This window comes from Sphingobium sp. (assembly GCA_035196065.1).
Lineage (GTDB): Bacteria > Pseudomonadota > Alphaproteobacteria > Sphingomonadales > Sphingomonadaceae > Sphingorhabdus_B > Sphingorhabdus_B rara.
Window position 1 is genome coordinate 926,944 of the sequence record CP136575.1, and the last position, 26,812, is coordinate 953,755.

The following is a 26,812-nucleotide window of genomic DNA, read 5'->3' on the forward strand; positions in this document are numbered from 1 at the left end:
TGCAAAATGGTGACATTGTGGAAAAAACGGCGCGCGAACGGCGCAAATGCTTTGCTCATCGCGGCAAAATCGGTCAGTCACCGTGCCAATCTGAACCGTCGTGCCTGCTTCGCACCCCTTAAGTGGGGGCGCAAAAGGCTGGTGCAGAGAGGGAAACACAGGCGCAACTCGGCCCTTTGGGCTTGGGGATCGCCTCTTTTTGATAGGGGCTGGAAACGTGAAAATCGCACGTCTAAGCAAATTCAAATATACTGCCGCGCCGGTTGCGCTCGGTCTGGCGCTCATCTCGACGCCGTCTTTCGCTCAGGATAATGCTGGCGAAGAAGCCGACAGCGCACCGATCGTTGTCACCGGTTCGCTCGTCAAGCGTCCCAACGAAGAATCGGCTGCGCCGGTTACCGTCGTTGGCGGCGAAGACTTTAAGGGCCAGGGCGCGACCAAGGTCGAAGACCTTCTGAACTCGCTGCCGCAGGTTCTTGCAACTCAGAACTCGGGCGTTTCGAACGGCGCAGACGGTACTGCTACCGTTTCGCTCCGCGGCCTGGGTACCAGCCGTACGCTGGTTCTCGTTGACGGCCGTCGCCTGATGCCGGGTGGCATTGGCGGTGGCGCTGCTGCCGACTTGAACTTCATCCCTTCGGCGCTGATCTCCAGCGTTGAAATCCTCACCGGTGGCGCTTCGTCGACCTATGGTGCGGACGCTGTTGCCGGTGTCGTCAACTTCAAGATGAACCGCGAATTCCAGGGCGTTCGTGTTGATGGCCAGTACAGCATGTACCAGCACAACAATAACAACGAAGTCCGCAGCATCGTGAACAGCCGCTTCTCGGCGCCTGAAGGTTCGACGATCAATGGCGGCGCCTATGACGTCTCGATCGCAATCGGCTCTTCGCTTGCTGACGATCGCGGCAACATCGTTGCTTATGCCGGTCTGCGTCATGAAACTGCGATCACGCAGGACAAATATGACTACTCGATCTGCACTCTGAACCCGAGCGGCCAGAACACCGGCGGCGTTGCCGACTTCTTCTGCGGCGGTTCGGGCACTCCGGCCGTGACCCGCATCGGCGGCATCTCGGCTGCCAATGCTGCTCTTGCCGGCCTTCCGACTGCCAGCAGCTACACCATCACTTCGACGGGCGCGCGTCCGTTTGTTTCGAGCGACCAGTTCAACTTCGCTCCGGCAAACTACTTCCGTCGTCCTTCGACCCGCTACACAGCGGGCGTGTTTGCGGATTATGAAATCAGCGAGAATTTCAATCCGTATCTCGACGTGATGTTCATGGACTACTCCACCGAAGCTCAGATCGCTCCTTCGGGCGCCTTCTTCGGTCCGCGTACCGTGAACTGCGACAACCCCTTCCTGACGGCGGGCAACCCGACCATCGGCCGCGCGATCTGCGGTACCAATCTGGGTGTTGCTGGTACGACGGCGACTGCTTTGATCGGTAAGCGTAACGTTGAAGGCGGCAACCGCTTTAACGATATCGGTTTCAACCAGTTCCGCGTCATCACCGGTATCAAGGGTGAGATCACCGACAACTGGTCGTACGACCTTTATGGCCAGTTCGGTCAGATTAAGGCTGCTAACACCTATCGTAACGACGTTTCGAGCGCACGTATCAACGACGCTCTGCGCGTTGGCGGCACGCTGGCCAACCCCGTCTGCCTCAGCGGCAACGCGGCTTGCGTTCCTTACAATGTGTTCAGCGTTGGTGGCGTTACCCAAGGTGCTGCCGACTATATCGGCATTCCGCTGGTACTGACCGGCACGACCAAGGAAACGATCGTCAACGGTACCGTGTTCGGTGACCTTGGCTTCACTCTGCCTTGGGCGGCTGATACCGTTGCTTCGGCGTTCGGTTTCGAATGGCGCAAGGAAGAACTCGCTACCCAGCCTGACCTCGCCTACATCAATGGTGACGGTGCTGGCCAGGGCGGCCCGACCCTTCCGATCGACGGTGCCTATTCGGTCCGTGACCTTTTCGGTGAAGTCGTTGTTCCGCTGGTGCAGGACAAGAGCTTCTTCCAGGACCTCAGCCTCGAACTCGGTTTCCGTAATTCGAGCTACTCGGTCCGTGGTGGCGCTGGTTCGAACAGCGAAAACACCTGGAAGATCGCTGCCAACTGGAGCCCCATTGAGCTGCTCAAGCTCCGTGGCTCGGTCAACCGCGCTGTTCGTTCGCCGAACATCGGTGAGCTCTTCTCGAACTCGTCGGTTGGTCTGTTCGCAGGTACCGATCCGTGCGCCGGCGCCACGCCGACCGCGACTCGCGCCCAGTGCGCGCTGACCGGTGTATCTTCTGCGCAGTACGGCACGATCCTGTCGAACTCGGCTCAGCAGTATAACGGCTTCTTTGGTGGTAACCTCGGCCTCAGCCCTGAAAAGGCTGACTCGTGGACTGCAGGCTTCGTACTGACGCCTACCCGCAACATCTCGCTTTCTGTCGACTATTACGACATCAAGGTGAAGAATGCTGTCGGTACCATCGGTGCGCAGGTGATCCTGAACCAGTGTATCGCAACCGCCGATCCGTTCTTCTGCTCGAAGATCAATCGTTCGACTGTGGCAGGTGCCGCTGGCTCGCTCTGGCTTGATGAATCGGGCTTTGTTGACGACCGCACCACCAACACCGGTTCGGTTGCCACCTCGGGTATCGACATCAATGCCGATGCACGCTTCGAACTGGGTACCAACAATGTTCGCGTGTCGCTGGTCGGCAACTATGTGGACAGCTTTGTCTCGCAGCCGATCACTGGTGGTTTCACCTATGATTGCGCTGGCTTCTACGGCCTGACCTGCGGTAACCCGCAGCCGACCTGGAAGCATGCAGCCAAGGTCCGTTTCAGCACTGCGAACGATTTCGCAGCTACGCTGACATGGCGCTATGTTGGCAAGGTGAAGGCTGACTACACCAGCGCCGATCCCGATCTGAACGCTCCGGGTTCGGGTCCGGCAACCGACGATGCTCTGGCAGCCGAAAACTATTTCGACCTGCTCTTCTCGGTTCCGCTGAAGGACACGATCGGTTTCCGTCTGGGTGTGAACAACATCCTCGACAACGATCCGCCGCTGATCAGCCAGTCCTCGCTGGGCGGCTTCGGCAACGGCAACACCTTCCCGGGCTCGTACGATCATCTTGGTCGCTATCTGTTCGTGGGTCTGACCGCCGACTTCTAAGTCGCAGACAGACTGAACCAAATGAAGGCGGCGGGGCGAAAGCTCCGCCGCTTTTCTTTTGCTTACACTATGTTAGTGTATTTTCATGACCGCGGGAGAGCTGGAACAACAGGCAGACACACTGGCTATGAACCGCGATTTTGCGGGCGCGCGCAGGTGCCTTGCAGAAGTGGTTCAGCTTGATCCGAAACGCTTTGCTGCATGGATGAAGCTGGCGGCGATGGCCAATGCCATGGGCGATGCGGCCGCCGCCCTGCGTGCCGCCAATGGCGCGCTTGCCGTGCAGCCGCTCGACTCCACCGCCTTGCTGATGCGCGCGATGCAGCTTCACAATCTGGGCAGTAAAGATGAAGCGGGCATGGCCTATGGCCGCGCGCTCGCGCAATTGCCCGATGCCTATGCGCCACAGATGGAACCGGTAATCGACATTGCGCGTGCCCGCTATCGCGCCTGGCAGCAGCGTCAATATGACGATCTGGCCGCCAAGGTGTCGGCAACAACGCCGATGACGGACAAGTTGGATCGGTTCATTGGATCCGCGCTGCATATCGAACCGTTCGAGCGGGAAGGCCCGACCCATTATTGCTATCCCGGTCTGGGCAATGCCGGCTATTATGACGATGCCCTGTTCAGCTGGATGGCTGAACTGGAGGCCGCGACCGACAGGATTTCCGCCGAATTTGAAGCCGCCATCAGTGCAGAGGCGGCGCAACTCGTTCCCTACATAAACTATCCTGCCGGCGTTCCCCTCGACCAATGGGCAGCGCTTAACAACAACCGCGACTGGACAGCGATCCACCTGCTGCAAAATGGCCGTCGGATAGATGCCAATGCACGCCATTGTCCGGAACTGATGGCATTGTTGGCGCGGATGCCGCAGCCACATGTTACAGGTGCCGGGCCGAATGCGATGTTTTCCCTGCTCGCTCCTAGCGCGCATATCCCGCCCCATACGGGGATCACTAACAGCCGTCTGGTCTGTCATTTGCCGCTGATCGTGCCGGAGGGATGCTGGTTCCGTGTCGGCGATGAAACGCGTTTGTGGCAGCGCGGCAAGGCATGGGTGTTTGACGATACTGTTGATCATGAAGCGATGAACCCTTCGGCGGAACTGCGCGTCGTGATGATCTTTGATATCTGGCACCCAGCGCTCGACCCGGCCGAAAAAGCGGGGATCAAGGCGGCGATCGAAGCTGGCGGACAGTTGCACGGACTATGACTGACACGCCGCTGGAGCGCCGATTCGATCAGTTGCGACAGCAATTGACGGCGATGCCTGCGCTAACCGGCGCGGATGTGGACGCTGCAACCGATTTTGCCATCGATGCCAATGCTGCCCATCGCGCTGACCTGGCCCTTGCGCTGCTGGAGCCGCTTGTTGCCAAGGCGCCCAATGTTGCCAAAATCTGGCAGTTGATTGGCCTCGCCGCGCGCGACGAGCAGGCAATGGAGACGGCAGCCAATGCATTCGCGCGGGCTGCGCAGCTTGCCCCGCAAGATCCGCGCATCGCACTTGGCAAGGCACAGGTCGCGTTTGAAAGCGGAGAGGCTTCTGCCGATCAGTTCATTGCCGTGCGGCGGATCGCTCCGCAGGATGGGGAGCTTGCCTTATCGACCGCAGCGGCATTGGTACAGGAAGGTCGCAGCGGAGATGGCGTCGCGCTTGTGACCGACCTCATTCGGCAAAATCCGGGCTGGCTGCGTGGGCATGAATGGCTGGCAAGCAACCGCTGGATTTCGGGTGACCCTGATTATGCCGGCGAGCTGGAAACCGCGCTGACCCGCTTTCCCGATGATCCTGCTCTGTACCTTGCACTCTACCGTGCCGTGTCGCAGGTCGAGGATTGGTCGCGGGCGCAGGCGATCCTTGCCAGCGCCCGAGCCCGGTTGGGCGATCGCATCGAATGGGATGCGGCAGAGGCGCATATCGCCACCGAAAGCGGCGCCGATGATCGCGCGGAGGCACTGTTCAGCCGGCTTGCCGACCTTGCCGATCCGGGCGTCGCGCTCTCTGAAATTCGCCACTGTCTGCGTACGGGGCGGGTGGATCGTGCCGAAAAGCGGGCGCATGGCTTGTTGGGCGGACCGGCCGCGCGGGCGGCATGGCCCTATATGGGTACGATTTGGCGACTGCTGGGGGATCCACGCGCGGCTTGGCTCGACGGCGATCCGCCGTTCGTTCGCCATTTCGACCTGCCGCTATCGCACACCGAACTTGACCAACTGGCGACATTGCTGCGCCGCCTGCACCTTTCGACTCACGCACCGCCCGAACAATCGCTGCGCGGCGGCACGCAGACGCAGGGGCATCTTTTTCTGCGCACCGAGCCGCAACTGCTGGCGATCCGTGCGCATATTGTCGATGCAGTGCGCGCTTATGTTGATGTCTTGCCGGCGCATGTCGAAGGCCACCCCCTTCTTGGTACATTAAGAGGGGCGGTGCATTTCGAAGGCGCCTGGTCGGTCCGGCTGGGCGCGCAGGGCTTCCATGTCGTCCATACCCACCCGGTCGGCTGGATCAGTTCGGCGCTCTATGTCGCGCTGCCCGACGATCTGGGGGCTGCGCCTGCCGGTTGGCTCGAGCTGGGTGCGCCGCCGCCCGACCTGCGTCTCGATCTTGCGCCTTATCTGCGGATCGAACCCAAGCCCGGACGGCTCGCACTGTTCCCTTCAACAATGTGGCACGGGACGGTGCCGTTTGACGATGGCGAGCGGCTCACCATCGCTTTCGACATCCGCACCCCATCGCGCTGATCAGCTGACCGCAAACTTCAACGCGCCGTCGCCTTCGTCGATGTGAACCATTGATCCATCGGGCACGTCGCCGCGCAGGATCAGGTCGGCCAGCGGATCCTGTACATGACGCTGGATGGCCCGTTTCAATGGCCGCGCGCCATAGACCGGATCATAGCCGACCCGGCCTAGCCAATTGCGCGCAGCTTCGGTCAGTTCGATGACGATCTTGCGATCTTTCAGCAGTTTGCTGACCCGGCCGAGCTGGATGTCGACAATGGGGGCCATATGTTGGGCCGCCAGACGGTGGAACAGGATGATCTCGTCTAGACGGTTCAGGAATTCGGGGCGGAAATGCGCGCGAACGACTTCCATCACCTGCGGCTCGGCTTTTTCGACATCTTCGTCATCGCCCAAGGCGGCCAGATATTGGCTGCCCAGGTTCGAGGTCAGGATGATTAGCGTGTTCGAGAAATCGACCACACGGCCCTGACCATCGGTCAGCCGACCATCGTCAAGCACCTGCAGCAGCACGTTGAAAACGTCGCTATGCGCCTTTTCAACCTCGTCGAACAATATCACCTGATAGGGCCGACGGCGCACAGCTTCGGTCAGCACCCCGCCCTCGTCATAGCCGACATAGCCCGGAGGCGCGCCGATCAGCCGAGAGACGCTGTGCTTTTCCATGAATTCGCTCATGTCGATGCGCACCATCGCATTATCATCGTCGAACATGAATTCGGCGAGCGCCTTGGTCAGCTCGGTCTTGCCGACACCCGTCGGGCCAAGGAAAAGGAAGCTGCCCAGCGGCCGGTTCGGATCCTGCAGGCCCGCGCGCGAACGGCGAACAGCTTTTGCCACGGCCCCGACCGCATCCTGCTGTCCGATCACCCGTGCGCCGAGCCATTCTTCCATCTTGAGCAGTTTTTCGCGCTCGCCCGCCATCATCTTGTCGACTGGGATACCGGTCCAGCGGCTGACCACGGAGGCGATATCCTCAGCGGTTACTTCCTCGCGCAGCATGGCATTGCCGGCAACTGCAACGGCATCAGCAAGCTGCCGTTCAAAGCCCGGGATCGTGCCATATTGCAGCTCGCCCGCCTTGGCGAGATCGCCACTGCGTTGCGCCTGTTCCAACTCGATACGGGCCGCATCGAGTTGTTCCTTGATTTGCGCCTCGGCCGAAATCTTCTCTTTTTCGGCCATCCAGCGGCTGGTTAGGTCGGCCGATTGCTGCTGCAGCACAGCAAGATCTTCTTCGAGCGTCGCCAGACGGTCCTTCGATGCGGCGTCGGTTTCTTTCTGCAGCGCCTCTCGCTCGATCTTCAGCTGGATGATCCGCCGGTCGAGATTTTCGATTTCTTCGGGCTTGGATTCAACTTCCATGCGCAGCCGCGACGCGGCCTCGTCCATCAGGTCTATCGCTTTGTCGGGCAGGAAACGGTCGGAGATATAGCGGTGCGAAAGCGTCGCTGCGCTCACCAGCGCGCCGTCGGTGATCCGTACGCCATGGTGCAGTTCATATTTTTCCTTCAGACCGCGCAGGATTGAAATGGTGTCCTCGACCGTCGGTTCCCCGACAAAAACCGGCTGGAAGCGCCGTTGCAGTGCGGGGTCTTTCTCCACATGCTTCTGATATTCGTCGAGCGTGGTGGCACCAATGCAATGCAGTTCACCGCGCGCCAATGCCGGCTTTAGCAGGTTCGACGCGTCCATCGCGCCCTCGCCCTTGCCGGCACCGACAAGCGTGTGCATCTCGTCGATGAACAGGATGATATCGCCTTCGGCCTGTTTGACCTCGTCCAAAACACCTTTCAGCCGTTCTTCAAACTCGCCGCGATATTTGGCGCCGGCAATCAGGCTGCCCATATCGAGCGCCATCAGCTTGCGGTCCTTCAAGGAATCGGGAACGTCGCCATTGGCGATGCGCAGTGCGAGGCCCTCGGCGATTGCGGTTTTTCCGACACCGGGTTCGCCGATCAGCACGGGGTTATTCTTGGTACGGCGGGCAAGGATCTGGACAGTACGGCGGATTTCCTCGTCACGGCCGATCACCGGGTCGAGCTTGCCCGCGCGTGCCACCTCGGTCAGGTCGCGCGCGAATTTCTTCAGCGCGTCATAGCGATCCTCTGCGCCTGACGTATCTGCGGTGCGGCCGCCGCGCAGTGCATTGATCGCGGCATTCAAACCTTCGGCGCGAACGCCCGCTGCGGCGAGTGCCTTGCCCGCACTGGTCGAGGTCGCTAGCACCAGCGCGAGGAGCATGCGCTCAACGGTGACAAAGCTGTCGCCAGCCTTTTGCGCGACCTGTTCGGCCTGATCGAGTACGCGTACCGCATCATTATCGAGGCCCGGGGGTTGCTGTGCGCCGCCACCGGTGACAGCAGGCACCTTGGCCAGTGCCGCATCGGTTTCCCGCAGCGCCGTTGCGGCGTCGCCGCCCGCCGCGCGGATCAGCCCGGATGCCATGCCCTGCTCATCTTCAAGCAGCGCCTTCAGCAGATGCTCGGGTCCGATCCGTTGGTGGCTCATCCGGATCGCAACTGTCTGCGCCGATTGCAGAAAGCCCTTTGCCCGATCAGTAAATTTTTCGAGATTCATATCTGCCAGTCCCTCATGTCATCGCTTCCCCAAAAACAATTTAGGAAGCCTCCTGCGCAGATGTAATGTTGCATTTATGTCACACAAGGGGGTGGGTTGTCCAAATCCGGCATTTGCGGGATTGGAACTTCAGTTTATTCAGATGTCTTTGCCGATTGAATATCGTCGCGGCTGCTTCGACACGCCGGTCGATAAGACCAATCCCGTCAGCGATCTGTGAGCAATGATCGGGAGATAGGAAGGTCCCCTCCCGCTGGCGGGAGGGGGAAAAGCGTTACTTCGCCGGCTTCCAGTTGCGAGCTAGTTCATCCAAGATGCGAACGCCCCAGCCCGAGGCCCCCTTCGGGGTCAAGGCGTCGCTGCGATCGGCCCAGTTGACGCCGGCAATGTCGAGATGCGCCCAGGGGGTTGCCGGGTCGACAAAAAAGCCGACAAAGTGCGCGCCAAGGCCTGCGCCCGGTCCGCCGCCTTCGACGACATTCTTGATGTCGGCAATGTCGGATTTCATGTCGTCACCATAGTTTTTGTGCAGCGGCATCCGCCACACTTCCTCACCAGTGTTCTTCCCCGCCGTGGCAATTGCACTGGCAAGGCTGTCATCGCGCGCGAAAAGGCCGGCATATTCGTCGTTCAAAGCAGCGACGATGGATCCGGTCAGCGTGGCAATATTGACCAAGCCGGCAGGCTTGCGGGTGCTAATGACATATTCATTGGCGTCGGCAAGCACGAGCCTGCCTTCGGCATCGGTGTTGAGGATTTCGATCGTCTTGCCGCTCATCGTACGAACGACATCGCCGGGCCGCTGGGCGTTGCCGCCGGGCATGTTTTCAGCCAGTGCCGCAACCGCGACCACGTTAACCGGGGCCTTTGACTTGGCGAGCGAGAGTGCCGTACCCATCACCGAAGCGGCGCCGGACATGTCGGCCTTCATTTCCCACATGCCTGCTCCCGGCTTTAATGAAGTGCCGCCCGAATCGAAGGTGATGCCTTTGCCGACCAGCGCGAGGGGTGCACCTTCGCCGCCATTATATTCGACAAGAAGCATGCGAGGTGGGCGACGCGAACCCTGACCGACGCCAGCGATGCTGCCCATGCCGAGACGTCGCATTGCAGCCTCGTCGAGCACTTCGATCTTCACATTGGCAACGCCGGTAAAGGCATCGCGAACACGTGTGACAAATGTTTCGGGATAGAGGACATTGGCAGGCTCTGCCGCCAGATCACGTGACAGTGTTACGCCGTCGACAAGTGCACGACCGCGGTTCTGCCATTCACTATCGGCCGCGCGCGGATCGGCGGTTACGACGGTGACCTTCTGCGTGGGCAGGGGGGTTTTGCCGACCGTCTTGTAACGGTCGAAGCGATATTGACCCAGATTATAGCCCAGTGCGACTGCGGCTGCATCGGAAGACGAAAGGCCACCTGAGATCGAAATTGTGTGCGCTTCGTCTTTCAGATCTTGCGCTGCCTTGCCGCCGGCTTCGCGCATCCGCTTTGCTGCATCGCCGTCACCTGCTGTGCCCATCAGGTAAATGCGCGCATAATTGCCGATGCCGCGCAGTGACAGATGGTTGCCGGCCTTGCCCTCGAACTTGGCTGCAGCCACTGCCGCCTTCACCGAGGCCGCACTAGCGGCATCAAGGCCGGTGTCGGGCAGTTCGGCGCTGCCCATGATGATAGCGAGAACGCCGCCATCGCCGGGCTTGGCAGCAAATTCGACCGGACGGGTCTGACTATTGGCCACGGTTGAAGGTTCGATCCCCGATCCGATGGTCGATTGCGCGGCTGCCGGAATGGCAACTGAGGCCAGCGCAAGCGCGATAATGTGACGACGCATTTTACAAGCTATCCTTTCCCTGAAACTCGGTTATTCCGCGACATGTAAGCGAAGCCGCACTTGATACAAGATCACATTTGCAGGACAGGCATGTTTGCTGCCTTCGAGGTCTCAGTCAGCAAGAGCGGTAATGGGGGAGATGGAAATGAAGCGTAAATGGCTTTTGGGCGGCGCGACTGTGATCGCGACGGCGGCTGCAACGGCAATGTTCTGGGAACCACTGGCAGCCGAACAAACTGCACCGCCCGCCCAGCGCAGCTATGACGTAGAAATTGCACGCGATGCCTTTGGCGTTCCGCACATTAATGGCAAAACCGATGCCGATGCCGCTTATGGCCTTGCCTATGCCCATAGCGAGGATGATTTTGTAACCATTGAGGAGGTCGTTGCGATGACGCGTGGCCGCTATGGTGCGCTTGCCGGCCAGGATGGTGCGAAGGTCGATTATGTCTATCATCTGCTCGGCGTGCGCGACACGGTCGAGCGCCGCTACGCCGAAATCCCTGCCGATGTCCGCGCGGTTCTTGACGCTTATGCCGCCGGTCTGAATCATTATGCCGCCAAGCATCCCGAAGAGGTGCGGCTGTCAAAACTTTTCCCGGTCAACGGCAAGGATATCGTCGCGGGCTTTGTGCTGCGCGCACCCTTTTTCTATGGGCTCGACAATTATATCGGCAAACTCACCGAAGGCGAGGATCCGCCAAAGGAGAGTGCGGCTGCAATGACGCCGATCGGTCGCGATCCGGAAATGAACGGCTCGAACGCTTGGGCGGTCGCGCCCAGTCGCATGGCTGATGGCAAGACCTGGCTTATTTCCAACTCGCACCAGCCGCTGGAGGGGCAAGTCGCCTGGTATGAGGCGGTGATGCATTCGGGTGAGGGGCTCGACATGGCTGGCGCGTTGTTCCCTGGCTCGCCCTTTGTGCTGCTCGGCCATAACCGGCACCTTGGCTGGACCAACACGGTGAACCGCCCTGATCTGGTTGATATTTTCAAACTCGTGCTCAACGATGCAGGCGACAAATACCGCTATGATGGCAAATGGTTGCCACTGCAGGCCGAAAGGGTCTGGCTGCCGGTAAAGTTCGGCTGGTTCACCATTCCGGTACCGCAGACCCTTTACAGGTCGGTCCATGGCCCGGTTATCCGTAACGCAAAGGGAAGCTTTGCAATCCGCTATGCCGGTATCGACAATGTGAAGGCGGTCGAACAATATTATCGCAATACCAAGGCGACCAATTGGGAAGAATGGACCCGGTCTATGTCCATTGGCGGCATTACCGGCACCAATTTCATCTATGCCGACAAGACAGGCCGCATTGCCTATGTCTACAATGCGCTGTTCCCGGACCGGAAACCGGGCTTTGACTATACGAAGATACTGCCCGGCGATACTTCGGCGCCAGTCTGGAAAGGCCCTGTGCCCTTCGAGCGCTATCCGAAGATTGTCGCGCCGGCATCGGGCTTTGTGCAAAATGCGAACAACACCCCTTATCTCGCCGCGGGGCCTGGTTCCGAACTCGATCCCGCGAAGCAATCGCCCTATCTAGGCATCGAATTGGGGATGACCAATCGCGGTATCCAGGGCACAGCGCTGATGATGGCCGACCGCTCGATCACGCCTGAGGAGTTGGTCGCGATCAAGATGGACACGCGCTATGCTAAATCGAGTTGGGTCAAGGGCTGGATGGACAGCCTGCTGGCGGCAGACGTCAAGGATGATCCGAAACTCGCCGAGGCGCAGAAACTGCTCGCCGGCTGGGATTGGTCGAGCGACGGTAAGGGTCGGGCCGATGCGATCGCTGAACGGCTGATCCGCCAGGCTGCCCGATTGAACTGGCGGGGTGAACCGCTTCCCGATCCGCGTGAAACGCTGCAGCAGGTGGTTGATGAATTCAACCAACGTTACGGGCGCATTGATCCGGCATTGGGAGATATCCAGCGGTTGCGGCGCGGCAAGGTGGATCTGCCGATAATGGGCGGCAATGATACGCTGCGCGCGACCACGATGTGGGATGCAGACCAACCTGATGGCAAGATGCGTGTGCGCCATGGCGATAGCTTCGTCATGCTGGTCCGCTGGGACAAGGCGGGTAAGGTCGTGTCGGAATCGATCCAGCCCTATGGCGCGGCTACCAGCCGCCCGGAATCGCCCCATTATACCGACCAGATGAAGCTGTTTGTTGCTGGCAAGTACAAGCCGGTGCATTTCGAATGGGCCGACGCGCTGAAAAATGCAAAGCGGCGCTACCGTCCGTGAAACCGATCATGTGAAAACGATTATCGGTGTTGTTCGCCCATTGGTCGAAAAGGGATTTACCCGCATTGGAATCGCCGCATTCGCAACTATATCCATTCGCATTCGCCTGAAAACGGAAGCAAGTTTCGCTGAGGAGAGCATATATGATCCGTAAATTGACGCTGGCGCTTGCCGCATCCACAATCGCGCTCTCGGGTGCTGCGGTCGCGCAAAAGGTGCCGGCACCTGCACCGGTAGCGGACCTGGTCAAGACCGTGAGCATCCCGCACGAGGTGTTCAAGCTTGACAATGGCCTGACCGTCATTGTCCACGAGGACCGCAAGGCGCCGGTTGTTGCAGTGTCGATCTGGTACGGCGTCGGATCAAAGCATGAGCCCAAGGGCCAGACGGGTTTTGCCCATCTTTTCGAGCATATCATGTTCAACGGCAGCGAAAATGCCCCCGGCGACTATTTCCAATATACCAAGCAGATTGGCGCGACCGACCTGAACGGTACGACCTGGCTTGATCGCACCAATTATTTCCAGACGGTGCCGACCGGCGCACTCGAATCCGCGCTCTTCCTTGAAAGCGACCGTATGGGCCACCTGCTTGGCGGGTTGACCGAAGAAGCGGTGAAGAACCAGATCGGCGTCGTTTCCAACGAAAAACGCCAAGGCGACAATCAGCCCTTTGGTCTTGTCGACTATGCCCGCTCGGCTGCGCTTTTTCCCGAAGGCCACCCCTATCATCATGACACGATCGGCAGCCTTGAGGATCTGTCGGCGGCGAAGCTTGATGATTTCAAACAGTGGTTCAAGGATTTTTACGGGCCCAATAATGCCGTTCTGGTGCTTGCCGGTGATGTAAATGCCGCACAAGCTAAGCCGCTGGTTGAAAAATGGTTCGGCGATATCGCGAAGGGTCGCGATGTACCTCCCGTCAATGCGCCGATCACCACGCTCGACAAGCCTGTCCGTATCGACATGAAGGACAAGGTGCCGACCACACGCATCTACCGCAACTGGGTTGTTCCGGGTCTTGCTGATCCTGAATTCACTGCGTTGCGTGCCGGTGCATCGGTGCTTGGTGGCCTCGCAAGCTCACGTCTCGACAATATTCTTGTGCGTGAAGAACAGAAGGCGGTCTCCGTCTCCTCCTTCGTGCTGCCTTTCGTCCACGGCAGCCTTTTCTGGGTGCAAGCTGATGTGAAGCCCGGCGGCGATGCCGATGCGCTTGCCAAGCGGCTCGATGAAGTCATGGCCGATTTCATCGCCAAGGGTCCGACCGCCGATGAGGTCCAGCGCGTTGCGGCAAGCGAGGCTGCTGATCGGATTGACGGCCTTGAACAGGTTGGCGGTTTTGGCGGCAAGGCCGTCGCTCTGGCTGAAGGTCAACTCTACACGGGCGATTCCAACTATTATAAGAAAGAGCTGGAACGGCTGGCCGCGCTGAAGCCGGAAACCGTTACGGCCGCAATGCAGAAATGGTTGACCCGCCCGGTGCTCGAAATCCGCGTCACCCCGGGTGAGCGCGAAGCCTATAAGGAAGTCGCCTCGGGCGGCGGCGCGCGCACCGGAACGCTCTCTGCGCCGGCCTTTTATGTCGCGCCCGGAAGCGACGGGCCGGCGGCTGGCGGCGCAGTAACCGCTGACCGCAGCAAGATGCCCGCGCCCGGCACAAATCCTCCGCTGGATTTTCCGGCGGTTGAAACCGGCACTCTGAAAAATGGCATCAAGGTGCATTTCGCGCGCCGTGCTGCTGTCCCTGCCGTGCGCGTGGCCGTCAGCTTTAACGCTGGCTATGCCGCCGATCCTGTCGACAAGCGCGGCGTATCGAACATCATGGGCAATCTGCTGACCGAAGGCACCACCAGCCTAACGGCAACCCAGCTGGCCGAAACCGAAGAGCGCCTGGGTGCGGACATCAATGTCAGCTCGACCCAGGATCGCACGATTGCCAGCCTGCGGGCCGTAAAGCCGAACCTTGCTGCGTCGATCGATCTTCTGGCTGATGTCGTCAAGAACCCGGCTTTCGCGCCCAAGGATCTGGAACGGGTGCGCATCCAGCAGTTGACGCGGATCGCTGGCGAAAAGAACCAGCCGCAGGGTATCGCGCTGCGCGCGCTGCCGCAGATGATCTTTGGCAAGGCGCATCCCTATGGCGGACCGCAGACCGGTACCGGCGATGAAGCAGCAGTTCGCCAGCTAACCCGCGAGGATGTCGCCGCATTCCACAATGGCTGGATCCATCCTGCAAAGGCCGAGATTTTCGTGGTCGGCGACACCAGCCTGAAGGAAATCACGCAACTGCTCAACAAGCAGTTCGGAAAGTGGAAGCCTGAAAGCGCAGCTGCACCTGCAAAGAATTTCGACGTGGCTCTGCCCGCTCCCAAGGCTCGGGTGATGCTGATCGACCGGCCCAACTCACCGCAGTCGTTCATCCTTGGTGGCAAGGTGCTTGACGCAAAGGGTAGCGACGACTTGCTCACGCTGCGCAGCGCGAACGAGATTTTCGGCGGCGATTTCACCTCGCGGATCAACATGGACCTGCGTGAAACCAAGGGCTGGTCCTATGGCGTCCGTTCGGGCGTGGGCGGGAATGAGGATCGAGTGTCCTTCGTCATTCAGGCGCCAGTCCAGACCAACCAGACCGGTCCGTCGCTCAAAGTGTTGATTGACCAAGCAAAGGATCTGGCGGGTGCCAAGCCGGTGACGAAGGAAGAGCGCGACACAACGGTTGTCAGCAACATTCTGGAACTGCCCGGTAGCTATGAACAGTCGTCGGCGGTGCTCAACCAGATGCGAGCCGATGCATTGTTCAAGCGTCCGTTCGACTATGCTGAACAGTTGGCTGGCAAGTATCAGGCGATGACGCCCGAGGCCATGACCGAAACGTTCAAGTCGAAGATCGATATCGACAATATGACCTGGGTTGTTGTGGGCGATGCGGCCAAGGTAAAGCCGCAGCTTGAGGCGCTGGGATTGCCGATTGAAATGCAGGGTGAAGCTGCTAAGTCTGCTGACACCAATGCAAATTAACCCCCGAAGCAAATAGGAGAAGGTAAATGGCAGCAGTAGATGGCGACTGGGATGTCACTGTAAAGAGCCCGATGGGCGACCAGAAGTCGGTGCTTACCATCAATAGCGATGGCGGCAGCTTCACCGGCAAGATGGCCGGCAGCCTCGGTTCGATGGACATCGCCAGCGGTAGCGTGGACGGCAATACGATCAGCTGGAAGATGGACATGACCGTGCCCATGCCGATGACGCTCGATTGCACCGCCACTGTTGATGGCGACAGCATCAGCGGCGAAGTAAAGGCAGGTGCCTTTGGTTCGATGGGTCTTTCGGGCAGCCGCAAGGCCTGATCCGCGCCAAGCGTTTGAAAACAGGACAGGCCGCTTGCCCCAAAAGGGCGAGCGGCCTTGTCGTATCGGCGTGCCGTGCGTAAGAATTGCCTTTGCAGATGATTCTGTCGGAGGAGAGAAATGAGCCAGCTTGCATCAGCTTCGCAATTGCGCATGTCATTCGTGCGCTGGGCGCTCGTTGTCGTGCCGGCAATCATGCTGCTTGGGTTTTTGTCGGGAACGGTTTCCGGATCGGGTGAGGATAATGCCTGGTTCGCGGAGTTGGTGAAGCCCGAGGCGCAGCCGCCCGGCTGGCTGTTCGGTGTTGTTTGGCCAATTCTCTATTTGTTGATGGGAATTGCGCTCGCGATCATCCTCAACGCACGTGGTGCGCGGCTGCGCGGCATTGCCATCGGCCTGTTCCTGCTCCAACTCGCGCTGAACCTTTTCTGGTCGCCTTTATTCTTTGGCCGCCACGAAGTCAGCGCTGCCTTTTACCTACTGCTGGCAATCTGGATTTCCGCGCTGGTGACGACGTTGGTTTTCGGCCGTATCCGCGCGCTGGCGGCGTGGCTAATGGTCCCTTATCTCGCCTGGCTTAGCTTTGCCGCGATCCTCAATTACCAGATCGATCAATTGAACCCGGATGCAGAGCGCCTATATGTTCCTGCAGCCTCTTCCGAAATCGGAGTTTGACCCATGCAGAGCGACAAGCGCATTTTTGACGATCTTTCGAAATTCATGAACGGCGTTGCCGGAACGGTTGCGGGTATGGGGCGTGAGGCTGAGGCCGGCTTTCGCGAACGCACGCGCGAATGGGTTGCTGGTATGGATCTTGTTAGCCGCGAAGAATTTGACGCGGTAAAGCAGATGGCGGCAACGGCGCGCGCAGAGTCGGAAGAATTGAAGGGCCGTGTTGCCGCACTGGAGGCTGCGCTCAGCACGGCTTCGGCCGGTTCGGCTGCTCCACGCAAGAAAGCCGCGCCACGCAGCTAAGCCCGCCGCGCGGCCTTATCCACAGATCGCCCACAGACTAATGCGCCGTTTCGGCGCAGGTCTATTGCGCGCGAGTCCGTCGAAGGGCATTTACGGAATATAACATAGTAATAGGGCCGTAATGCGCGATCAGGACGAAGATTTTGCCGAGTTCGAGCGCGAAGAAACCGCGCCGCTCGATATGTTGGCCGCGCTGTTCGATGCCCGCGGCTGGGAATTTGAGCCTGTAAGCGACGAAGAAGTAAGCGCCGAGTTCAAGGGCAGCTGGACCAGCTATCAGATCCGGGCGATCTGGCGTGAAGAAGACAATGCCCTGCAATTACTCGTGATGCCGGACGTCACCGTGCCGAGCGACAAGCGCGACGCCGTTTACAAGGCGCTCGGGCTGATCAACGAACAACTATGGATTGGCCATTTCGATCTCTGGTCATCGAACGGGTTACTGCTTTTCCGCCATGGCAGCCTGTTGCCGCCCAATGGTTTGCTGGGAATCGATCAGGCGCAGACGATCATCGATGTTGCGCTCGATGAATGTGAGCGTTTTTACCCGGTGTTCCAGTTCATCATCTGGGGCGGCAAGACCCCAGAAGAAGCTTTGGTCGCCGCTTTGGTCGAAACCCACGGCGAAGCCTGATCTTCGCTATATTTGGGGCGGTAGCGCTTAATCGCGTTTCAGCAGATAGTGCAGATAGGCCATGGCGGTCGGTTTTGCCGGATCATCCTGCCAAGCGCGGGCTTCGACATTGGCCATCGTCCGGCCAAGTCGTACGATTTCACCCACGGCATAGGTCGTTTGGGGAAGGCCGCCCCGCATGAAATCGATTGTCACATTGACCTGCTTGTAACGGGTATCATGATCGCCGCGCTGGTGCAGCGCATGCTGGACAGCAGCCACCGCTGCCATTTCCAGCAAGCCGGAAATCGCACCTCCATGCAGGAAGCCGGGGCGTCCCTGCACCTTATTGGCAAAAGGCATTTCGATCAGCGGTGCGCCATTATGTAGCCCGATGATCGCCATGTCGAGCGCCCGGGCGTAGGGTGGCAGTTGCGCTCTAGTTAAGGGTTGTGTGCTCATCCTAGACGATCCCCCACCCGAATGAAGGTGCCGCTGACATGGGCCAGAGGCTCGTCAATATTGCCATTATGCGCGACACCGCGGACAAAGCCGACGCTGTGGGTCAGGTGATAGCAGACGCCCCGGCCAAAAACCCGTGCGCCTTTTGGTGATGGACGCAGATAATCGACGCGCAGGTCCATCGTTACCTGCGGCCTGAATTCGTTGAGGCGTGTCCAGATCGCCATGCTCGTCGCATTATCCATCAGGCTGATCACCACGGCTGAGGCGAGAACCCCAGTATCGGGGTCGCCGACCAGTTCCTCGCGCCAATTGAGCGACAGTTCAACCCAATCATTGCCGTGGCCGACATAATCCATGCCAAGGAATCCGCCATGCCCGGCCGTGCCCATGAACCTTATAGCAAGTTCGGGATTGAACCCGCCCTGCTCGGCGGCCAACTCGGCGATTGATTTCTCTTTCATAGCGCTGACCCTATCGGTGCGGCGACATGCTGCCAAGCCAGAAAGGGCTTTATCTTGTTCTTCCTTCGTTCTAATTCGTGGTTATGGCAAGCGTATCCTCCATTCCCGCAATCGATTCGGCAGCGGTCGCCCGCGGAGTCAGCCGCCTATTCCTGCGTAACCAGATCATGGTGCAACCCGAAGTGGCGCTGCGCAACAATCGGCGTGCTGATCTGATGGGGCTTAACGCCAAGGGAGAGGTGATCATTGTCGAGATTAAGGTCTCGCGTTCCGATCTGCTCGGCGACCAGAAATGGCCCGAATATCTGGATTATTGTGACCGTTTCTTCTGGGCGGTGCCCGCAGGTTTCGATCATGCGCCGATCGAGGGCGAGGGATTTTTGCCGGCGCGGACCGGATTGATTGTCGCGGATGCCTATGGCGCTGAAATCATCCGTCCGGCTGCACTTGCGCCGCTGGCACCCGCGCGCCGCAAGGTCGAGGTGCAACGCCTTGCCCATATTGCAATGCGCCGCTTGATGGTCATTGTCGATCCCGACATGGCGTTGAACAAGCAATGGGCGGAGTGAAGCTACCCCGCCCGCTCTTTTCGGTGCGCAGGATTACCCCTTCGGAACATACCAGATAGGCGATGTGTAGGCGCGTTCCTGTGACTTCAGTTCAGCGTTCGCCGGCAATTTGGCGCCATAACGTATGCGATCAAACAGTACCCAGCGCGGGGTCGGGATTTCGAGCACGCGGACATAGTAAAAGGCGCGCTGGGCCGGGTTGAATTCCGGGTCGCTCCAAACGGTCCGCAGTTCAGGTGCGCCAATACTGTTGCTGTAGCTTGCCTTGGTAATATCGACTGTATCACCCACCGGTGTCAGCTTGCCGCCGATCAGCTTGCGCTTTTCGGGTGAAGACCAGCTGACATCGAATATCCGTTCCTGCATTTTGCCTGACGCATCGACCCAGCCTTTGACTACCTGCACCCGATCGAGATTGGCGCCATCGGGGTCTTTCAGTGCAGAAATCAGGAAGCTAGGTTTGCCGCGGCCGGGTTTCAAATCTGCACCCATTGGAACGCCACGGGCATAGCCGTTCTTGACCCAATCGCCCACCCAGTCTTTGCTAGTAAAATCCCATCCACCAAAGACACGCACCTGCATCCGCGGGCCGGTGGTCGCATAGACCTCGCGGCGCATCATCGCATCGAATATCGCTGCGCGAGTGTTCGCAGTTGCCCAGACCGCAGCATAACCACCTGCCAGATAATGCCAGCCAATACGCCCTGCACGGGTGCCCAGATTTTGCGGATCAGATGCACGCCGCGCATTGGGTTCGCCGCCCGAATGCTTGCCGAAAAAATTATCCTCGTCACCTGTGGCGAGTGCGGTGTGACTGTCGGTAGAACCGATCATGCCGAGCTTATATGGATTGACGCCGGTTTTCGCTTCGATTGCCAGTCCGCGCTTCAAGGCTTCACGCACATAATCGCCGCCCAGCATGTTGGGCGTCTTGGCGCGCTGCATGGTCAGATTGCCGGTGTCCCACCCGGCGTCGCCAAATCCTGCAAATTCGTCATTGGGTGAGAGAAAGGGATGGCTTTCGCTGTCGCCCTTGATCTGCGTCACTTCGACCAGCGGTTCACGTGAAGCTCTGCGACGTGCATAATCTGCCGTCATCGGTCCGCCGCCAGGGCCGACCATTTCAAACATCAGTCCGTTCGACACATTGCTATTATGGGGGATAGCCAGCATTTTGCCGCCGGTCTTTTTCTCATAGGTATCCATATAGTCCCACAATTTGTCGACCGTTTCGGTCTCTTCTGCTGTGGGATCATATGGCAGCACCGTGTCGGCGCGCGGCTTTCCATCGCGGAACATGACGACGCGGTGCAAATTGTCGCCATTGGGCATCAGCGTATATTCAAAACCCATGAAGGCAGTGAATTTGCCGGGCGTGTTGTAACGTTCGACAATCGCGGTATGCCCTTGCCAGATCTTGGCCGTGTTCTTTCGTGATTCTTCGCGTGGGAATAATTTCCCAAGACCGCCATCGCCGGCCATGTTGATCAACTCAGCGGTGACGCGCTGCATGCCTTCGGGCCCTTCGTGCATCATGTCATGCCAGCGCAGCAGCGTTTTGTCCTTGATCATGAAACGCGGCGCTTCATAGAGCGCGCGGGTCGCGCCAAGGCCGCCCGAATGGTCCGCGATCACAAGGAAGTCGAGCGGGCGGGATAGCTTCGCCTTGATTCCCCAGGTCGAGGTAACTTCTTCGCCGCGCGCAAAGCGCAGAGCCTCTTCGGGACCAAGCTTCACCCCGAAACCAAAGGCGTCGATCGAATTGGCGGTATGAAGATGTGTGTCGCCCCACAGCAATTTGGTCGCGACGCCAATGGTTACTTCGGCGTCATTTGCAGCTTGGACATCGGCAGCGCGGCCGGCCTCACGGCTCTCCGAAAACTTGCCCCAGCCCCAATAAAGCCCCGCTCCGACCGCAACCGCTGCAACGGTACCGAGCGCAATATGACGAAAAGATGCCATTTTCCTATCTCCCATGCGGGAGAACTGCGCTTTTGTCTGGCGATCGTCAACACACTTTAGCGTTGCCTCTATGACGCTACGTCAACGGAAACCGCAATGCATGAAGGATCCTCGTTGGCTGCGTATCCTGGAGTTCGGCAAGCCCAATTGCTTGCATATCGCGCCCACTTTTTGATTCGATGGCATAGGTCCCGAACACGCGGTCCCACAGGCTTAAGGCAAAGCCGTAATTGCTTTGTTGCTCGCCTAATTCGGTGCTGTGGTGGACAAGATGCATGTCCGGCGTAACCAGCAGACGGCGCAGCCAGCGGTCGAGCCTAGGCGGCAATTCGATATTGCCATGATTGAATGCGGCATTGGCCGTAAGCCACGCCTCGAACGCAAGGATGACGAATGCAGGGGTACCGAGCAGGATGACCCATGCCGCCTTCCAGAGCAATGACACAGCGATTTCGAAAGGGTGAAAGCGGATCGCGGTGGACACATCAAGATCGGGGTCCGCGTGGTGCACCTTGTGCATCCGCCAGAGTATCGGCACGCGGTGCATGAGCAGATGTTGCAGCCACATCGCGAAATCGAGCATGATAAAGGCAAGCCCGACTTCGGCCCAAATTGGCAAGTCGACCAGTCGCAACAGGCCGATCCCTTCGCTTTCGGCCCAGAGCGACGCAGCCGGCAGGGTGACGAGCAGCGAAAGCACTCTGATGGTTGCCCGGTTGCTGACGAAAAGCAGTGCTCCGGTGCTCCAGCGCCACGCCCGGTCAAATCGCAGCACCCGCCGCGGCCAGATAAGTTCGGCCAAGGCGGCGAGCGCAAAAATGGAGGCGGGTCCCAGCAGCAGTGGCAGCAGGCCCGCCTCTGTCATGGATCAGGCCGCAGCCGTTTCTAGCGTTGGATAGTCGGTATAGCCTTCGGGGCCAGGGCTGTACCAGGTCTTGAAATTGTCCGGCGCAACCTGTGCGCCCTGACGCAGACGGCTGACAAGATCGGGGTTCGAAATGAACGGCCTGCCAAAGCTGATGGCATCGGCCAGGCCGCTTGCGATGTCGGCCTGTGCGGTTTCCAATGTATATTCCTGGTTGAGGACCAGCGGATTTGTGAAGACCTTGCGGATCGCGGGCGACACCGGCGGCACGTCGGTTGCGCCGAAATCACCGAAGCTTTTCTGTTCGCGCAGTTCGAGGAACGAGATACCGATTTTCTGCAGAGCAGCGGCGGCTGCGGTGAACAGGGCGACGGGGTCTGAATCGTCGCAACCTTGGGTCTCGCCGTTCGGAGACAAGCGCACCGATGTGCGATCGGCACCAATGGCATCGACGACTGCCTGGGTGACTTCGCTGGTCAGGCGGATACGGTTTTCGACAGGACCACCATAATCATCATCGCGCAGGTTCGAATTTTCGCGCAGGAACTGGTCGAGCAGATAGCCGTTAGCGCTGTGGATCTGCACACCGTCAAAGCCCGCGGCCATCGCATTGCGCGCAGCTTTCGCATAATCTTCGATTAACCGCGGGATTTCATCAAGGCGCAGGGCGCGCGCCTCTACATAGGGCTTTTTGCCTTCATGAGTGTGGGCAAAACCAGGCGCGGTGGTCGCCGAAGCAGAAACCGGCTGACCGCCGCCAAGGAAATCCGAATGCACCAACCGCCCCATATGCCAAAGCTGCAGGATGATGCGGCCATTAGCCTTGTGCACCGCATCGGTCACCGGCTTCCATGCCTCCACCTGTTCGGCAGACCAGATGCCCGGGGCGGAGGGCCAGCCAGAGCCTTCCTGGCTGATGCCGGTTGCTTCGGCGATGAGCAGCCCTGCGTCCGCCCGCTGCGCATAATATTCGGCCTTCAGCGCGCTGATCGGAACATGCACACCTTCGCTGCGTCCGCGCGTCAACGGGGCCATCAATATGCGGTTGGGTGCGTGGATCGCGCCAAGTTGGATCGGATCGAAAAGGCTGGTGGTCATATGATTAGGCTTTCCCTATTTGCTTCGCTTTACGCATACATGCGGATACGGGTTGCAAAACGCAACGGGGGTTTATGACTGCGAAGCAAAACTATCCAGCTGCACCGGTGCTTGCATTTGCAGCGCTTATTGCCGGCAATGTGTGCGTCGCATTCGGGGCACCGCTCGTCCGGCTTGCCGATACCGGTCCGATCGCAACCGGTTTCTGGCGGCTGGCGCTGGCTGTGCCAATCCTTGCCTTTATCGGCTATCGTGCGGGCTTTCGCATCAGGGCGATGCCGCGGCCCATGCTCGGGCTGGTGCTGCTGGCGGGGTTTTTCTTCGCGATCGATATCATCGCCTGGCATTTCGGCATCTTCAAGACGAAGCTCGGCAACGCGACTTTATTGGCGAACTGCGCTAGTCTTTTGCTCGCAATTTATGGCATCATCCTCGCCCGCAAATTACCACAGCCCTTGCAGGCGATGGCGATATTGCTGGCCTTTTCCGGTGCGGCGATGCTGATGGGGCAGAGTTTAGATTTATCGCCTGAACATTTTGAAGGCGATGTGCTTAGCTTGATCGCTGGGCTTTTCTATACCTTCTACCTGCTCGCGATGTTGCGGGTGCGCGGAAGCAGCGAAAGCTGGTCTTCCCTGGCGCTTGCTTCGGCTTCGGCGGCAATGTTTATGTTACCGGTGGCCTGGATCGCCGGCGAACAGATCATGCCCGGCAACTGGCTGCCGCTGATTGCGCTCGCCATATCGAGTCAGGTTCTCGGCCAAGGCTTCCTGACCTATGCGTTGCCGCATTTCAGCCCGTTGATCATCGGTCTCGCGCTGCTGCTTCAACCTGCGTTTGCGGCCTTTGTCGGATGGGCGGCCTTTGATGAAGCGTTGACGCTGCTGGATTATGTAGGCGGGGCGATGGTGATGGCGGCGCTGGTGCTGGTGCGGCTTGCCGATGCACGGTCAAAGCCCTAAATGGGACGCATGTCTCTAGCCCCTCTTCCAGCCGACCCCACGCTCGACGAAATCCGTGACGCAATCGCGCCGCGCCTTGCGGCCAATGCGGCCTTTGATGGCTGGAGCGAAGCGGCCGTCGAATCGTCGGCTTTTGAGGTTGATGTCGATCCGGATCTGGCGAACCTCGCGCTGAAAGGCGGAGCGATGGAATTGATCGATGCATGGATCGGCTCTGTTGACGCAGAAATGGTCCGCCGCTTGCCGCCTGACACACTCAATGCCATGAAAATCCGAAATCGCATCACGTCGCTTATTGCTACCAGGCTCGACATCATGGCACCTGACCGCGAAGGGCTGCGCCGCGCGCAAGCAATAATGGCCATGCCCCAGAATCTTGCACGGGCCTCGCGAATCGGCTGGCGCAGCGCCGACCGCATGTGGCGGCTTGCCGGTGACACGGCCACCGATTTTAACCATTATACGAAGCGCGCGACACTCTCGGCGGTCTATCTCTCGACGCTGCTGACCTTCGTCAACGACGACAGCGATGATTATGCGGACACGCGCGCCTTTCTCGACCGTCGGATCGACAATGTGATGCAGTTCGAAAAGGCCAAGACACAGTTGAAAGGCCGCAGTGAACATCGGCCCAGCCTGTCACGCTTCATCGGACGGTTGCGTTATCCGCCGCGGTGAAAGCCGTTCGCGCGCGTCCCTCGCGATCAAAGTGATATAGTCACATTCCCTGCTTGCTTTTATTGAGAAGCGTTTGCAAAAGGGCGGGGTGAATCTGGATATTCTGCCTCTTGGTGCCAGTGCGCGCATCATCTCGATTGATTGGGAATCGATTCCCGATAGCGAAGGGCACCGCCTGCGTTCGCTCGGCGTTGATGCCGGCGCAACCGTCAGCCCGTTGCATCGCGGTATCCTTTTCTGGCGTGATCCTATTGCGGTGCGCGTTGGCCGGATGACGGTCGCGCTGCGCCGTAAGGTCGCGCAAGCGATTATTTGCGAGATTTCTGCATGACCGCCGCTACGCCGCTTGTCGCCCTCGTCGGCAATCCCAATGCCGGCAAGTCGGCTTTGTTCAATGCGCTGACCGGTGCCCGGCAGAAAATTGCCAATTATCCTGGTGTTACCGTTGAACGAAAGTCGGGGCGTGTTGCGCTTCCCGACGGGCGGCCAGTCGAATTGCTCGACTTGCCCGGTGCTTACAGCCTTCTGCCCGACAGCCTGGACGAGGCTGTTACGCGCGACGTCGTCCGGGGCAATTTCGCAGGTCAGCGTCGTCCCGATGCGCTGGTGATCGTTCTCGATGCCGGTAATCTCGACAACCATCTGCGCTTCGCGATTGAACTGATCGCGGAAGGCCTGCCAGTTGTGGTTGCGCTCAACATGGTCGATCTTGCGCAGCGCGATGGCCTTGAATTGGATGCGGCCGTGCTTTCCGCCGAACTCGGTGTGCCGGTGGTGGAAACCGTCGCGGTGCGCAAACGTGGCCTGAACGATCTACTCTCCGCCTTGGGTGATGTCTTGCGTGGGGCTGCGATGCGTGAGGCGCAGCCGGTGGCAGATCGCAAGGCGATCACACAGCGCGCACATGCGATCGCGCGCAAAGCCATCGTCAGGGAAACCCAGACCCGGCAATGGACCCGCCGTCTCGACAATGTGCTGCTGCACCCTGTCGGTGGCATCGTCGTCCTGCTCGCACTGCTTTTCGTGATGTTTCAGGCGGTCTATGCATGGTCCGAAGCGCCGATCGGCTGGATAGAAGGCGGCTTCGCTGTGCTGACCGAGGTGATCAACGGCTATATGCCTGATAACCTTCTGCGCGCTTTCCTGACTGAAGGAATCATTGCGGGTGTCGGGGCCGTGGTGGTGTTCCTGCCGCAGATTCTTATTCTCTTCCTCTTCATCCTGTTGCTTGAGGCAACTGGCTATATGACGCGCGCGGCGTTCGTCATGGACCGGATGATGGCGGCCGTCGGGTTGTCGGGGCACAGCTTCATTCCGCTGCTTTCCTCCTTTGCCTGCGCCATTCCGGGTATCATGGCGACGCGGACGATCATGGATCAAAAAGAACGGCTGGCGACCATATTGATCGCGCCATTGATGACCTGTTCGGCACGTCTTCCGGTCTATACGCTGATTATCGGGGCCTTCATCCCGGCACGTAGCGTCGGCCCCGGTATCGGTCTGCAGGGACTGGTGCTCTTCATTCTCTATATCGCTGGGATTGTGGGGGCGATGCTGGCTGCTGCAGTTATACAGCGCTTCGTAACGGGTAGTCGCGGTGGCAGCTTCCTCATTGAAATGCCGCGCTACCAATTACCGCGTCTGCGCGACATCGCGCTTGGTCTATGGCAGCGTGCATGGCTCTTCCTTCGCCGCGCCGGTACGATCATCTTTGCAGCAACCGTCATCCTTTGGGTTTTGCTCAGTTTTCCGAAAGTGCCTGTCGGTTCAACCGAAAGCCAGGTTGAGTATTCGGCGGCGGGACGGATTGCCTCGGTCATCGAACCTGTGGTCGAGCCTATTGGTTTCAACCATGACATCGCCTTGGCAATCATCCCGGCGATGGCCGCCCGCGAGGTTGCTGTGGCTGCACTGGGCACCGTCTATGCCGTGAATGCGGCTGACGAAGAAGAAGCTGCTGCCAATCTTGGCCCCCAGTTGGCCACAAACTGGTCGTTGGCAACTGCGCTTGCCTTTCTCGCCTGGTTTGTCTTTGCACCGCAATGCATTTCGACCATCGCGGTTACCCGGCGTGAAACTAATGGATGGAAGTGGCCGATCTTCATGGTCACTTATCTCTTTGCGCTGGCATATGCTGCCGCCGGTATAACCTATTGGACAGCCCGCGCCTTCGGCTTATAGCTGATTGCAGAATCCGAATTTC

The 26,812-nt window shown here is 59.1% G+C and carries 21 protein-coding genes; 14 read left to right on the forward strand and 7 right to left on the reverse strand.

All coding sequences use genetic code 11. The features are described from left to right. The first annotated feature begins 217 nt into the window (after positions 1–217). The 3 genes from RSE16_04450 (at position 218) to RSE16_04460 (ending at position 5,935) form a co-directional block, all read left to right on the forward strand. Complete coding sequence (locus RSE16_04450; GenBank protein WRH76722.1) at positions 218–3,181, forward strand: TonB-dependent receptor; 2,964 nt, start codon at positions 218–220, stop codon at positions 3,179–3,181. Positions 3,182–3,266: 85 nt separating this feature from the next. Then, a complete protein-coding gene (locus RSE16_04455; GenBank protein WRH76723.1) occupies positions 3,267–4,400 on the forward strand; it encodes an aspartyl/asparaginyl beta-hydroxylase domain-containing protein in 1,134 nt (377 codons plus the stop codon). Further along, the gene (locus tag RSE16_04460; GenBank protein WRH76724.1) at positions 4,397–5,935 is read left to right on the forward strand and encodes a putative 2OG-Fe(II) oxygenase; all 1,539 of its coding nucleotides are present in this window, start codon (positions 4,397–4,399) and stop codon (positions 5,933–5,935) included. Before RSE16_04455 ends, RSE16_04460 begins: the two co-directional genes overlap by 4 nt. Here RSE16_04460 and clpB read toward each other — a convergent pair whose 3' ends face one another. Further along, positions 5,936–8,515: an ATP-dependent chaperone ClpB gene (gene clpB, locus RSE16_04465; GenBank protein WRH76725.1), complete on the reverse strand. Its 2,580-nt coding sequence runs from the start codon at positions 8,513–8,515 to the stop codon at positions 5,936–5,938. Positions 8,516–8,789: 274 nt separating this feature from the next. Next, a complete protein-coding gene (locus RSE16_04470) occupies positions 8,790–10,352 on the reverse strand; it encodes a leucyl aminopeptidase (protein WRH76726.1) in 1,563 nt (520 codons plus the stop codon). Positions 10,353–10,497: 145 nt separating this feature from the next. On the opposite strand from RSE16_04470, the gene RSE16_04475 reads away from it, so the two are divergent. The 6 genes from RSE16_04475 to RSE16_04500 all read left to right on the forward strand — a co-directional run bounded on the left by RSE16_04475 (position 10,498) and on the right by RSE16_04500 (position 17,570). Then, positions 10,498–12,612 (forward strand): acylase, encoded by a 2,115-nt coding sequence (locus tag RSE16_04475; protein ID WRH76727.1) that lies wholly within the window; start codon positions 10,498–10,500, stop codon positions 12,610–12,612. A 143-nt stretch (positions 12,613–12,755) separates the two neighbouring features. Further along, complete coding sequence (locus RSE16_04480) at positions 12,756–15,632, forward strand: pitrilysin family protein (GenBank protein ID WRH76728.1); 2,877 nt, start codon at positions 12,756–12,758, stop codon at positions 15,630–15,632. Between the two features lie 26 nt (positions 15,633–15,658). After that, positions 15,659–15,961 (forward strand): hypothetical protein, encoded by a 303-nt coding sequence (locus RSE16_04485; protein WRH76729.1) that lies wholly within the window; start codon positions 15,659–15,661, stop codon positions 15,959–15,961. A 120-nt stretch (positions 15,962–16,081) separates the two neighbouring features. Beyond that, on the forward strand, positions 16,082–16,636 hold the full coding sequence (locus RSE16_04490) for a TspO/MBR family protein (GenBank protein ID WRH76730.1): 555 nt from the start codon (positions 16,082–16,084) through the stop codon (positions 16,634–16,636). Between the two features lie 3 nt (positions 16,637–16,639). Next, the gene (locus RSE16_04495) at positions 16,640–16,936 is read left to right on the forward strand and encodes an accessory factor UbiK family protein (protein ID WRH76731.1); all 297 of its coding nucleotides are present in this window, start codon (positions 16,640–16,642) and stop codon (positions 16,934–16,936) included. A gap of 121 nt (positions 16,937–17,057) precedes the next feature. After that, positions 17,058–17,570, forward strand: coding sequence for a YbjN domain-containing protein (locus RSE16_04500; GenBank protein ID WRH76732.1), 513 nt, complete (start codon positions 17,058–17,060; stop codon positions 17,568–17,570). A gap of 27 nt (positions 17,571–17,597) precedes the next feature. Here the strand turns inward: RSE16_04500 and RSE16_04505 are convergent, their stop codons facing one another. Continuing rightward, positions 17,598–18,011, reverse strand: a complete 414-nt coding sequence (locus RSE16_04505) for a PaaI family thioesterase (GenBank protein WRH76733.1) — start codon at positions 18,009–18,011, stop codon at positions 17,598–17,600. After that, positions 18,008–18,475, reverse strand: a complete 468-nt coding sequence (locus RSE16_04510) for a PaaI family thioesterase (GenBank protein ID WRH76734.1) — start codon at positions 18,473–18,475, stop codon at positions 18,008–18,010. Before RSE16_04510 ends, RSE16_04505 begins: the two co-directional genes overlap by 4 nt. Positions 18,476–18,558: 83 nt before the next feature. Between RSE16_04510 and RSE16_04515 the strand changes: the two genes are divergently transcribed. After that, positions 18,559–19,044, forward strand: a complete 486-nt coding sequence (locus tag RSE16_04515; protein ID WRH76735.1) for an MmcB family DNA repair protein — start codon at positions 18,559–18,561, stop codon at positions 19,042–19,044. 33 nt (positions 19,045–19,077) lie between these two features. Here the strand turns inward: RSE16_04515 and RSE16_04520 are convergent, their stop codons facing one another. The 3 genes from RSE16_04520 to RSE16_04530 all read right to left on the reverse strand — a co-directional run bounded on the left by RSE16_04520 (position 19,078) and on the right by RSE16_04530 (position 22,969). Further along, the gene (locus RSE16_04520; protein WRH76736.1) at positions 19,078–21,006 is read right to left on the reverse strand and encodes a DUF3604 domain-containing protein; all 1,929 of its coding nucleotides are present in this window, start codon (positions 21,004–21,006) and stop codon (positions 19,078–19,080) included. A 76-nt stretch (positions 21,007–21,082) separates the two neighbouring features. Next, entirely contained in the window at positions 21,083–21,871 is a 789-nt protein-coding gene (locus RSE16_04525) for a sterol desaturase family protein (protein WRH76737.1), read from the reverse strand. Between the two features lie 3 nt (positions 21,872–21,874). Next, positions 21,875–22,969 (reverse strand): alkene reductase, encoded by a 1,095-nt coding sequence (locus RSE16_04530; GenBank protein ID WRH76738.1) that lies wholly within the window; start codon positions 22,967–22,969, stop codon positions 21,875–21,877. A gap of 74 nt (positions 22,970–23,043) precedes the next feature. Here RSE16_04530 and RSE16_04535 point away from each other — a divergent pair, with 74 nt between their 5' ends. The 4 genes from RSE16_04535 to RSE16_04550 all read left to right on the forward strand — a co-directional run bounded on the left by RSE16_04535 (position 23,044) and on the right by RSE16_04550 (position 26,790). Beyond that, entirely contained in the window at positions 23,044–23,931 is an 888-nt protein-coding gene (locus RSE16_04535) for a DMT family transporter (protein WRH76739.1), read from the forward strand. Positions 23,932–23,940: 9 nt separating this feature from the next. After that, the gene (locus RSE16_04540; protein WRH76740.1) at positions 23,941–24,609 is read left to right on the forward strand and encodes a COQ9 family protein; all 669 of its coding nucleotides are present in this window, start codon (positions 23,941–23,943) and stop codon (positions 24,607–24,609) included. Positions 24,610–24,697: 88 nt separating this feature from the next. Continuing rightward, a complete protein-coding gene (locus tag RSE16_04545) occupies positions 24,698–24,940 on the forward strand; it encodes a FeoA family protein (protein WRH76741.1) in 243 nt (80 codons plus the stop codon). Then, positions 24,937–26,790 (forward strand): ferrous iron transporter B, encoded by a 1,854-nt coding sequence (locus RSE16_04550; GenBank protein ID WRH76742.1) that lies wholly within the window; start codon positions 24,937–24,939, stop codon positions 26,788–26,790. Before RSE16_04545 ends, RSE16_04550 begins: the two co-directional genes overlap by 4 nt. The last annotated feature ends 22 nt before the right edge of the window (positions 26,791–26,812 follow it).